This window comes from Prevotella illustrans, from assembly GCF_017426725.1.
In the GTDB taxonomy this organism is placed as follows: Bacteria; Bacteroidota; Bacteroidia; order Bacteroidales; family Bacteroidaceae; genus Prevotella; species Prevotella illustrans.
The window spans coordinates 108,453-120,250 of record NZ_JAERMS010000001.1 but is presented as its reverse complement, the minus strand read 5'-3'; the positions used below and the strand labels follow the sequence as shown (position 1 = coordinate 120,250).

Here is an 11,798-nt window from a genome sequence, read left to right as displayed (position 1 = left end):
TAGCGGTTCTTAGGGTTTCATTAGTTCCTTCCACCCTGCCATGCTGTAGGCAGTATACTGCCGAAGCGCACGGTTCACCTCGCTTTCGTCGTAGTCCTCATGCTCCACGATCTCGCAGAAGATGTTCACCCACATAGAACTCGCAATGTGCAGGAAGAAGGGCGAGATGTCAATGTTGATGTGCGGATAGCGCGCTTTCATCAGTCGCAGGTATTCCGAACCAACTTTCATTTGGTGCTTAACTATCCTTTCCTTGTACCCAGCAAGCGATGTGCCTTCGGCATTGAACAACAGCAGGCGCAGTTCGGGGCGGTAAAGCTTCACCATTTTCTTCATTGTGCCGATGTATTCGTTCTGAAAATCGAGTGCGTCGAACACCTCGATGCAGAGGTGCCGCTCCTCGTTGTGCGACAGAATGTAGCAGTTCAGCTCGTTGAGCAGCGGCCGCAACACCTCACAGAACAGCTCGTCCTTGCTGCGGAAGTAGTTGTACACGTTGCCAGCAGCAATGCCTGCACGCCGCGCCACCGTGCGGATAGACGTGCTGCGTGCGCCGTGAGCGATGAATTCCTCGCGCGCCACGGCAACGATACGCTGCCGAATGTCGTCTTTCAGTTTCTGCATACGCCCATGAAAACTTTAAATAATGAACTAAGTTCTGTTTTGTTCATAAAAAAATCGCACCGTTTCGTAATCGAACGGTGCGATAGATTGAACGAGCCCATTTGCGCTCTTACTATATAAATATTGTGTATTCGCATAGTTGCAATGTTTATTTTGCAAAAGTAGCAAAGATATAAAAACACCGCAATACCCAAAAATAAGTATTTTGCAATAAATACTTATGTGTGTGAATATCTAAATTTATTTTATAAGTCAAACAACATATTGTGGAATAGAATATGAAGAGTTTCAGTTATACAAAATCAATCCCCTCACTTGTAATTCTCCTCCAACATTCTCTCCAAGTCAGAAGCCTTGTAGAGTATCTTGCCTGCAAACTGCGTGTAGGGTATAATCTTCCTATCGCGATAGTCCTGCAAGGTACGGGGACTGATATACAGCCGCTCGCACACTTCCTTACCCGTGAGGAAAAGTTCTCCTGCAAAGAGTGGCTTGTGTGTATCCGCCACTTCCACAATCCGTTTCCCCACACCTCTCAATGCCGAGACGACCAACTGCATCTCGTCCGTCTCCATGTTCAAGTCTCTTGCTGTTTCCATCATATCTGTCTGTTTTTAGGTTTGTTCGACTTCGTAAGAAGCAGTGTTTCCACATCCTCACGCTTGTAATAGCACTTGTGTCCGATTTGCGTAAACGGCAGCACGCCCGTATCACGATAATGCTGCAGGGTGCGCTTGCTGATGTTCAGCAGCCGGCACACATCACCATTGTGCAGCCAGTCCGTATGCTTGCTTTTCTCTCCGAATGCTTTGTGACAACATTCTGCAAGGCTCAAGATTTCATCTCGAAGCTTTGCCCAATTAGTTTCTGTAATGATGTAATAGTTCATAATTTTATATTGTTATTGTTTGTTGTTTCAGGTCTTTCCAGTTTCCATCGGCAAAGATAATGGCGTGCGTACACCTCTCAAAGCCGTGGTGAACAGCAGGGAAATGCCGGGAAGAATAAGGAAAAGGGCAATCCGCATCATCGGTTCGCATTTGCGTTTTCCTGCCCCGTCTTTTTTCTTTCATTGCAAAGACAATGCAAGCGAGTGCAGAGGAAAGTTCACTTATCCTTTGCCGAGCGCAGCTTGTCTTATGCAAAATTAATATCGGGCATTTCTTATTCCATCACTTTTCATTCAAGTGGCAGCTTGTGGCGCTATGATGGGGACAAAAGAGACAGATTGATGTTCTTGCCACTGCACAAATGAGGTTAATAAGGTAATCAAAGCAAAAGACCGCATCTGAAAGCAAACAACGACAATCCGTATTTCTGTTAACCTTTCATTCCTGTCATCCGTTTTTTGCTTAATGAGGCTATAAATGCCCTTCTTGACAGCCTGTTCTCCTAAGAATTTTAAAGCGGATGAGCGCAACATTATGCAAGAGGGCTCTGAATGCTTGGAAGTTACGCATTCTCACCCTAACTTCACTCTTGGAAACTAATTCAAGGGAATAATGAAAAAGAACGCAGATGCAGGCAATACAGGCAGCAGGAGAAATCCTCATCGAATGAGGAGTTCCTCCAAGAACGCAGAGATAGAAACCTACCTCTCCACACATTACGAGTTCAGATACAATACTGTACTGGGCAGAACCGAATATTGCAGTAAGGGTAATAATCGTTTTGTAAAGGTTGGTCGTTATGAAATCAACACACTTCGCAGGGAACTTGATTGCGATAAAAACATAGCAACTTCTTCCGAGAACCTTTATTCCATCATTGAAAGCAGCTTTTCTCCCCGTATCAATCCTGTGCAGGAGTATTTCAAGGCATTGCCATTGATAGATATAGGTGATAGCAGTAGCTGTGATGATGCTGGTTGCAGGAATAGTAATGTATCTTCTTTTTCACTGAAAGCAATTTCCGATTTGGCCAGCTGCGTGGTTGTCCGTAATTCTAACAAATGGTTGCCGTATCTTACCAAATGGCTTGTGGCGGTGGTCGCTAATACGATGGACGACCGCGAGTGTCGCAACCATACCTGCCTCGTGTTGACAGGCGAGCAGGGAAAGTTCAAGACCACGTTCCTTGACCTGCTCTGTCCGCCAGCACTGCATGGTTACAGCTACACGGGCAAGATATATCCGCAGGAGAAAGACACACTCACTTATATCGGTCAGAACCTTATCGTAAATATAGATGACCAGCTCAAAGCCCTCAATAAGCGAGATGAGAATGAGCTGAAAAACCTCATCACCTGTCCGATGGTCAAGTACCGTATGCCGTATGACAAGTACGTGGAGGAGCATCCCCACTTGGCAAGCTTCGTGGCATCAGTGAACGGCAATGACTTTCTTACAGACCCGACAGGCAGCAGAAGGTTCCTGCCCTTTTGAAGTACTTTCCATAGACACAGAGAAAGCCAAGCGTATTTCAATGGATAATGTCTATGTTGAAGCCAAAGCCCTGTTAAAGTCAGGTTTTCGTTATTGGTTTGACGATGATGAGATAGCCGAGCTATATAGGGAGAGTGAAGACTTTCAAGTACAGATTGCAGAAATGGAGCTTTTGTTGCGTTGCTTTGAGAAACCAACGGAGGATAATCCTCGTAGCTCTTATATGACCACTACCGAGATAATCACCTACTTGGGACTTTATACGCACTATCCCTTATCCTTGAAGCACATGGGTGAGGCTCTAAGAAAGGCAGGCTTTGAAAAAATAAGTAAGCGACGGGAGGGCGGCAGCCCTATCTATGTGTATAAGGTAAGGAAAATACTCCCATGTCCTTTGCTCAATAGTTGTAGTAGCCAAATGTAGTAGAATGTGTAGTATCGTCCTACACTATCAAGCATTACTGATAATCAATCACTTATCACAAAATAGTATGTAGTAAGAAGAAAGATGAAAAAGTTTAGAAAGGAAAAACTTTGGAAAAGGACAATTCTTTCAAATACCATTCAAATAAAAAAGATTCAATCAATTCAATTAAAACATATCACAATGAAAGAAGAAGATTTATCAGCTATCAAGCGATATTCCATCGTGGACTATCTCGAAAGGAAGGGTATCAGGCCTGTCCTCAGGACACCAGCCTATGCCATGTACCGCTCACCGTTCAGGGAGGAAACTCATCCGAGTTTCAAGGTGGACAGGGAAAAGAACCTTTGGATAGACTATGCCGAAGGTAGGGGTGGAAGCATCATCGACCTTTATATGTGTTTGGAAGGCTGCACGCTCTCGGAAGCCATCTGCCGTTTGGGACAGAACGCTTTAGAGCATACAGCGCACAGCTACAGTTCTTCAAAGAGAGAAATATCTATCAGTCCAAATCAAAGAAAGGATGTAACAGCAAGCGGAGCAAGGAGACTGACAAGCATATCAGACACCTTGCCACCGCATTTGCAGGAGTACCTCAAAAAGGAACGCTGCATTGATTTGGAAAAGGCAACACCCTTTCTTAAATGTATCAGTTACGAGGTAAGGGGAAGAAGATATGAAGCCATCGGCTTTGCCAATTCTTCGGGAGGCTATGAACTTCGGGACAACAAAATATTCAAAGGAACGATTGCCCCGAAAGACATCACTCCGATATTTGAGGACAAGGCACAACCTGTCTGTTTGTTCGAGGGCTTTATGGACTTTCTCTCTTTTCTTTCAATGAAAGGGGAGATCTCCAACCAATGCCTCGTGATGAACTCCGTGAGCAATGTGGCCAGAAGTATTCACTACCTGAACGAGAGGAATATAACCTCTGTTCGTGCTTTTCTTGATAATGACTATGCAGGGCAGAGAGCAGTACAGGAATTTGTAAACGCAGGTTTTAAGGTCGAAGATATGGCTGTGTATTATAGGGTCTTCAAAGACCTTAACGATTATCACGTCAGCCGTGTCCGTGAGCCACAGAAAAAGTTGGAGAAAACTCCAAATACAAGTAACAAAATAAAACAAGTCAAACTTAAAATAAGATAGAGTGATGAAAAAGGAAAGAAGAAACATAGAAGAAATAGATCGTTTCATAGGAGAAACTTTTGGCGTAAGCCCGGCTAAAAGTTCAAATGAACAAACCGCCGCTGAATTTCGGGCAAGGGGAATGAAAAATATTCAAGAGCAAAAACAACAAGAAACAGAGCATGCCATAGAGCATGCCACGCCAGCCGAGTCTGCACAGCATACAGAGAACGCAACCGTTCAAAGACGCATCAGTGCTAAGATGAGAAAAGAGACACTCGAAGCATACAAGCAGGCGTTCCTTGTTCCAACAAAGCTAAGCGAGAGAAAGGCGGTCTATCTGAGCAGGGAGACACAGGAACGTGCGGACTTCATTGTCCGTAGGTTGGGTGACAAGGGTTCCAACGTGTCAAGCTTTATCGAAAACCTTGTGCGCATCCATTTGGAGGAATACGGTGAGGATATAGAGAAATGGAGAAAACTGTGAACCTCAAGAAAAAGGTCGAAGGCTTTCAGAAAAAGCTTCTCTTTCACTCAAAATCCTCGACCGTTTTTAGGATAGTACCGATAACAGTTTTTTGCTGAATACATTGAACGGTGGGAATACCACGAACGCAGTTAGATACTGAATGCACGGCATTCGTTTTTGGACGGCAAAACGCTTTATGCGTAAACGGTCTGTTAGGTAGCATTGCAAGACGTCAGTTTGTACCCACAAACTGCGCTTGCTCCCCTCATTCTGTTACCGGGGAGATTAGACAGTAATCACTCTGTTCTCATCGGTCAGTGTCCAGAAATTAAGCAACAACAAATCATCTATAATGATTAACTTTCAAGGAAACTTATATGAACAAAAACAAAGGAAAGACTGCCCGATGGCAGCAACAGAATAAGGAAGAGCAGCAGATGAACAAGACGGAGTTCATCAAGGTAAGATGCACTTTAGAGGAAAAGCAGCGTATCAAATCAAGGGCGGAAATCACGGGGCGGAAGTTCTCCGACTACTGCCGTGAGATACTCCTTAACGGAGAAGTTACAGCCGTTCCAAAAATGACCGACAATGAGAGGGAAGCCATTGCCATACTCCAGCATACAGGAAGGTTCTACGGGCAGGTTTCCAACCTCATCAAGGTCAAGGACGAGGATTGGCTACATATCACAAAGAACCTTTCCCTATGTGCAAAGGAAGCATTTAAGCGATTTTACGACCCTCATTTTCGTGTGGACGATGAGGTATATAAGGTCTTAAATCTGACAAGAGATGATAGGAAAATGTAAGGCGATAGCACACGGCAGCACGGCTTTGGACTATATTTTCAGAGAGGGCAAACTCGGTTATCGGCTTGCTTTTCACAATCTTTGCAGCAGGGAGGCAAAGACGATTTATGAAGAAATGAAAGTGGTCAGCGACCATAACAGCCGTTGCAGGAACAAGTTTCTCCGCATTGAAATAGGCATCGCACCGCAGGACGAGAAAAAGCTGCCTGTTTCCGAATTGATGAGGATAGCCCATCTGTTTGCCAAGCAAATGGGACTTGACAACCATCAATGGGTGGCGGTAACGCACAAGGACACCGACAACAGACATATTCACATCATTGCCAACCGCATCAGTCTGTACGGTGAGGTTTATGATACCACTTTTGCAAGCAACAGGGCTGCAAGGGTGGCGGAGGAAATAAGCAGAGAGAAAGGCTTGACCATCGCAAAGGAGGTCAAGGCGGAGAAGAAATATCAAAAGACAAAAGCCAGTCCAACGAGAGAGCAGACGAAGCAGCAGGTGCAGAAGATTTGCTATGCCTTGCTTGAAAAATACAAAGGTACAGGTATCACGGGACACTCCATGTTCCTCTATGAGCTGAATAAGAACGGCATCGCCATAGAGCGCATGAAGAACAAGCAAGGTAATGTCTATGGCTTGAAATTCTCATACGCAGGACAATCCTTCAAAGCTTCCGAGATAGGCAGGGAGTTCGGCTACCGTTCCTTGCAGAAGAACTTTGAACCAACCGAAAAGAAAGAACTACATGCTGCAGGCTATCAACTTGTTCCTCCAAGCCATTCCTCTATCTCACGAGACAATGACACTCCACGAGTACAGAATCCCATTGGTGCAGTGGCAGACGCCATTGTTGGCGCAGCCGATGAAGTGGTGGAAGGATTGGGCGATTTGATTACACCATCCACACATGGCGATGACTATACCGAAGCAGCATGGCAGCGTAAACTCAGAAACCAAGCCAACAGAAAGAAGAAGCGAGGACGAGGATTATAATCCCATTACAGTGACAAAAACAGCATTACAAAAATGCAGAATGAAGAATTTCTCATTAAAAACGCTTGTTATTCGCCAGCAAAGTATTATCTTTGCAAACAGAATAACAAGCGTTCTTTGTTAGGCAGAAAACAGCGGAGCCAAGTAGTTCGCTCGTTTCTAAATCGTTACCAGTTTAGTTGTATCAGTAAGGTAACTTCTTTATTTTCAATTAGATACACTTTAATAAATATCTTGCAAGGTAAAAGGGCTGCTTTTATCGTGTAAAAGCATAGCTTTCGCGATATCAAAGTTACCCTTTTAAAATACAATGGCTATGTGCTTGAAAATGAATAAGAAAGAGAGTCGGGCCGACAGCTTGTCAACTCGTCTGTTTGTCAGCCCGTCAATTCGCTTATTTCTTTACTTTCTTCCAATATTTGGCGCCTTTCTCTTTCAGTTTGGCGGTGAATTCGGCACTGGCCTTGTCTACTTCAGCCTCCTCTTCGGGTGTGGCGAAAGCGTGGCGATAGCCTTTCACGGTGTTCCACTGGCCGCGGGTGAAGTCGGGCACGGCCACCGGCATGCAGCCGTGGTCCATGGAGAGACTGCCGAGTTCGGCCAAGCAGCACCATTCGGCCAGGTCGTAGACGTCCATGTCAAGGGGAAGACCATGCTGGAGACAATAAACCAGGCGGCTGTCCATGATGAAGTCCATACCACCGTGGCCACCTACCTCTTTGGCTTTGGCCTCATAGCGCTTGATGATGGGGCTTTCATACTTTGCTTCCAGCGCCTTGCGGTCAACATTCTTCATAAAGCTGTGACCAGAAAGGTCGTCGGCAGACGGCTTCACACCGGCTTTCTTCATGTCTTCGCCCGACAAGGCATAGCCTTCTATAGGATATTTATTGGCAAACCCCGTTGTTCCCACCAACTGATACATACGGCTATAAGGCTGTGGAGTCATCGTATTGTGGTGGATTTCCATCATTTTACCTTCCTCAGTGCGTATCATCGTAACGGTGTGATCGCCGTTAGCAAAGTCCTTGCATGGCTTACCCGACATCTGCTCAACCCACTTTTTGCCGTTCACCGACTTGGTATCCATGGCCACAAGCGTAGTCATGCGGTCGCCACGGTGAATATCCAGTGCCTGCGCGATGGGGCCGAGGCCGTGTGTAGCGTACACATCGCCACGGAATTTCTGGTTATAGTCGAGGCGCCAGCCTAACTTATCGCTGGCGTCTTTTTTCCAATAGGCTTTCCAGAATGGAGAAAGGTCGTGACGATAGGCACCCGCAGCGTAGATTACTTCGCCGAAAACGCCGTGCTGTGCCATGTTGAGCGAGTTGAGCTCAAAGAAGTCGTAGCAGCAGTTTTCAAGCATCATGCAGTGCAGACGCTTGCTTTCGGAGAGGTTGATGAGTGTCCAAATCTCGGTCATACTCATGGCCGAAGGTACTTCGATAGCCACGTGCTTGCCCTGTTCTAAGGCATATTTGGCCACAACAAAATGGTGGAGCCAGTCGGTAGCAATGTAAACGAGGTCGATATCCTTGCGTTCGCAGAGCTTTTTGTAGCCTTCTTCCCCGCTGTAGATGTCAGCTGCCGGCATGCTGGCGTCGCGAAGGTATTTGTTGCAGGCTTCGGCGCGCTCGCGTTCGTAGTCGCAGAGAGCCTTAATTTCGGTACCATTGATGTGTGTCCAGCGGAAAACGGCACCCGGGCCACGCATGCCAAGGCCGACAAAGGCCACTCTTACGGTCTTCATCTTCGGTGCCGTGAGGCCCAAAGCAGACTGTTGGCCGGCCGGCCGTTGAGGAACTTCGGTAACGATTGTACCGTCTTTTACTTGATAAGGCCAGTTGAACGCAACCTCCTGGCCCATAACGGGCAGGATTGTGCTGAAGAACAAGCCCATGTAAACAAAGAATTTCTTCATGATTAAGTTAGGATTGTAATAATTGCGGATTGATAATGATTGTTCCCGAAGGGGGAAACAAGGTTGAATTTTCATGTGAAAAACCATGCATCGCACTCTTCCGGGCGATACATGGTTATACTTTTCGGCTGCCGTTGCTTATCGGGCCAACAGCGCTTTGATGTCGGCATCGATATCCTTCACCTGCGCGTCGCGCTTCACAAGCGTATTGTTGCGGTCTATCAGGAAATAAGTAGGAATCTGAAGGATGTTGTATGTGCGCATCAGTTGGCTGTCGCTACCGTTTTCGTCACGCACGTTCACCCATGGAAGGGCTGCAGTCTGTGTCTTCCAGAAGTGCTCATTGGGGTCGACCGACACCTGATAGATTTCCAATCCCTGCGCGTGATACTTATTATAGAGGTCGCGCAACATCATAATACGTTCCATACTATGATTGGCGGCGAAGAGATGGAAGTCGAGCAACACCACCTTACCACGCAGCGACGACAATTTGCGCACGTTACCTTTATTGTCGGGCAAGGCTATATCGATGATACCGGCCGATTGTACCTTCTCGGCGTCAATGTATCGCTCCTGCTGACGTGCTTTCACGATGCGCATATCCTTCATTCCTTCGATAGCAATGTTGTGGAGATTCTTACCGCGTTCGGCGTTCGGATAATAGGTATCCCAACTCGTTGCCACTGCCGCGTAGACCTTGATGTCGGCTTCATTGCTGCGCGGATTGAAGATAAGAGCCTGCTGCATGCCCAAAGCAACGGTCTGGAACAGGGCAAAGTAACTATACGCCTTCATGGGTTCCTTGAAGATATAGTTACGTTTCACGTTGTCCTTGTAGGCTGTCAGTTCCTGATTTATGCTATTTTCTACTGCGTCAACGCCCAGATTGATATCCTTGGCAATGGCGTTCAGCCTGGCCTGAAGGCCTTGTTGCAAGAGTGTTAGTTCCTTTATCTTGGCGCAGTTGTCCGATCCCGACACCTCATAATTCATAGCCATCGTAGGATAAGCAGCCTTAAAGGTGACGGTTTCTGTCGAATCGATGCTCACGTTAATAATCTGATTGGCGATTCTCAGTCGATAAAACTCAGGGTTATCGGCAATGCTTTTCTCGCTGAAAGCAAACGAACCGTCTTCGCCCAACTTCACGGAGTCCACCACTTGAGGGCCATTCAGCGACATGTTTTCAAGATAAAGGATGGAGTCCTTAGCTTCGGAAATCGTTCCGTTTACTTGGAAATTCTTGTTGTTACAGGAGGTAGCGCAGAGCGCCATCAGGAGAATGGCGCCCCCATAAAAGGCTTTGTTTATCTTCATTGTTTATCGTATGTATTTCAATTTTGCAGTAATGCTGCAAAGATACGTAATATATTTGGAAACGAGAACAGCATTATGCAAAAAACTTAGGAAGGCTTAATAGCCCTTGTTTTGTACGAGTTTGACATTCATCGCCCTGACATCGGCCGGTATGGGATAGACGGTGGTGTGTCCGTCGTCCTCTTTCACTCGATCGTTGCCATCATACAACGAACGGAAGAGACCAAACCGGATGAGATCCTGACGGCGCCAGCCCTCCCAAGCCAGCTCCAACAGTCGCTCGTCAAGGATATTCAACAGCGTTGCCTCACGATGGGCGCCGGTGGAACGGCTGCGCACACGGTCGAAATCCGACTGCCCCGACTGCCCCATCCTTACTTTTGCCTCAGCCCGCATGAGCAAAGCGTCGGCCAGACGGAACAAAACGATGTCGTTGTCCATCAGTTTTCCGTCCTTCAGAGCATTCTTGTCAACCTCATACTTACGCATTCTGGCCCCTGCCGTTTCTACATACGGGCTGCCGCTCAGATTCATTTCGACGGCTGTGGGATAGTAAACGAGCTGCTTTCCGCCACGATCCGCCACGGCATTGCCATTGAGATCGACCACCGGACCGGCAAAATAGTTTTCCCCGAAGCGTGGATCCTCTGCCTTAGTGGCATATCCAAACACCTCCAAAGCCTTGCGCGTGGCGCACGATCCGTTCTCGCCGGTGAAGCCATAGGCTGCCGCGTGGCGATAATGGTACGATCGGAAGAGGTTCTGTTGTTGCTGACGATAGAAGTTTTTGTCCATGGGAATGACGAAGATGTTTTCCGTTGACGTCTCGTTGTGCACCAAGAAATTGTCACGATAATTAGGCATGAGCGCGAAGGAGGCATCGAGCTTGTCGCAATAGTACACGGTTGCCTGCCAGGCGTTCATCGTTTGTCCGTCGACGCTGAACTTCATCCGGCTGCCGTCGGGTCGTTGCCCGTCGGTCCAGTCATCATCGCCGTACACTTCGGCATTAAGCATGAGCTTAGCCAGTATAAAACAGGCCACAGGACGCGTCACCCGACCATAGTAATAGCCCGATTTCACGCTGTTCTCGTCGGCCAAATCGGGCAGTACGGTCTGCAATTCCTTGACGATGAAGGCAAAGGTAATACTGCGTTTTTCCTGCGTCACCTGACTCATCGACACGTCTGATGACGTGATAAGCGGCACGTTGCCGAAGAGATCCATCAGATACCAGTAGTACATCGCACGACAGGCACGCACCTCTGCCTGATAACCGCGTAGCGTGGCCGCGTCGACAAGGTTGCCGTGGGCCTGCAATGTTTCGAGCGAACGGTTGCAGAGCGTGATGACCTTGTAGAGATAGAGCCACGCGTTCTTGCAAAGGTCGTGGCCGGGAGCCCACGAATGTTTGTACATAGCTTGCCAGAGGCCGCCATCATACCAGTCGCCGCCACGCGTGGGCAGCATGGCCTCGTCGCTACCAAAGGTATTCAGGTCGTAGACTCCACGGCAAGTACCCTGCAGTCCCTGACCGTCGGCGTCGCCACCTATATAATTATAGAGTGTCGCCACGGTGTTCTGATATAATTGTCGGGCCGTGGTGTAGGCTTGTTCTTCGGGAATCTGGTCTTTCGGATGCTCATTGAGCGAACACGAAACCAGCAATATCACCAGTAAGGAAGGAAAAAGAAAACGTTTCATGGGCGAGCGATG

The 11,798-nt window shown here is 47.3% G+C and carries 10 protein-coding genes and 1 pseudogene; 5 read left to right on the top strand and 6 right to left on the bottom strand.

The features are described 5' to 3' along the window. Positions 1–9: 9 nt before the first annotated feature. From JHU38_RS00405 to JHU38_RS00395, 3 genes are all read right to left on the bottom strand, one after another. Positions 10–624, bottom strand: coding sequence for a TetR/AcrR family transcriptional regulator (locus JHU38_RS00405; RefSeq protein WP_207859250.1), 615 nt, complete (start codon positions 622–624; stop codon positions 10–12). Between the two features lie 311 nt (positions 625–935). Beyond that, positions 936–1,226 carry a helix-turn-helix domain-containing protein gene (locus tag JHU38_RS00400; protein ID WP_004342104.1) on the bottom strand — a complete coding sequence of 97 codons (291 nt, stop codon included), beginning with the start codon at positions 1,224–1,226 and terminating at the stop codon, positions 936–938. Continuing rightward, complete coding sequence (locus JHU38_RS00395; protein ID WP_004354617.1) at positions 1,223–1,513, bottom strand: helix-turn-helix domain-containing protein; 291 nt, start codon at positions 1,511–1,513, stop codon at positions 1,223–1,225. The genes JHU38_RS00400 and JHU38_RS00395 overlap by 4 nt, the downstream gene beginning before the upstream one ends. A 613-nt stretch (positions 1,514–2,126) precedes the next feature. Between JHU38_RS00395 and JHU38_RS00390 the strand changes: the two are divergent. The 5 genes and pseudogenes from JHU38_RS00390 (at position 2,127) to JHU38_RS00370 (ending at position 6,838) form a co-directional block, all read left to right on the top strand. Then, positions 2,127–3,432: pseudogene (locus JHU38_RS00390) on the top strand (VapE domain-containing protein). 183 nt (positions 3,433–3,615) lie between these two features. Beyond that, a complete protein-coding gene (locus JHU38_RS00385; protein WP_023925800.1) occupies positions 3,616–4,584 on the top strand; it encodes a toprim domain-containing protein in 969 nt (322 codons plus the stop codon). Positions 4,585–4,588: 4 nt separating this feature from the next. Continuing rightward, complete coding sequence (locus JHU38_RS00380; RefSeq protein WP_004354666.1) at positions 4,589–5,050, top strand: DUF3408 domain-containing protein; 462 nt, start codon at positions 4,589–4,591, stop codon at positions 5,048–5,050. 359 nt (positions 5,051–5,409) lie between these two features. Beyond that, positions 5,410–5,841 carry a plasmid mobilization protein gene (locus JHU38_RS00375; protein WP_207859248.1) on the top strand — a complete coding sequence of 144 codons (432 nt, stop codon included), beginning with the start codon at positions 5,410–5,412 and terminating at the stop codon, positions 5,839–5,841. Further along, a complete protein-coding gene (locus JHU38_RS00370; RefSeq protein WP_207859246.1) occupies positions 5,825–6,838 on the top strand; it encodes a relaxase/mobilization nuclease domain-containing protein in 1,014 nt (337 codons plus the stop codon). Before JHU38_RS00375 ends, JHU38_RS00370 begins: the two co-directional genes overlap by 17 nt. Before the next feature lie 394 nt (positions 6,839–7,232). Here the strand turns inward: JHU38_RS00370 and JHU38_RS00365 are convergent, their stop codons facing one another. From JHU38_RS00365 to JHU38_RS00355, 3 genes are all read right to left on the bottom strand, one after another. Next, positions 7,233–8,741 (bottom strand): Gfo/Idh/MocA family protein, encoded by a 1,509-nt coding sequence (locus tag JHU38_RS00365; RefSeq protein WP_232369790.1) that lies wholly within the window; start codon positions 8,739–8,741, stop codon positions 7,233–7,235. A 159-nt stretch (positions 8,742–8,900) separates the two neighbouring features. Then, on the bottom strand, positions 8,901–10,082 hold the full coding sequence (locus JHU38_RS00360) for a TlpA disulfide reductase family protein (protein WP_107581558.1): 1,182 nt from the start codon (positions 10,080–10,082) through the stop codon (positions 8,901–8,903). A gap of 96 nt (positions 10,083–10,178) precedes the next feature. Further along, on the bottom strand, positions 10,179–11,786 hold the full coding sequence (locus JHU38_RS00355) for a RagB/SusD family nutrient uptake outer membrane protein (RefSeq protein ID WP_107581559.1): 1,608 nt from the start codon (positions 11,784–11,786) through the stop codon (positions 10,179–10,181). Positions 11,787–11,798 lie beyond the last annotated feature (12 nt).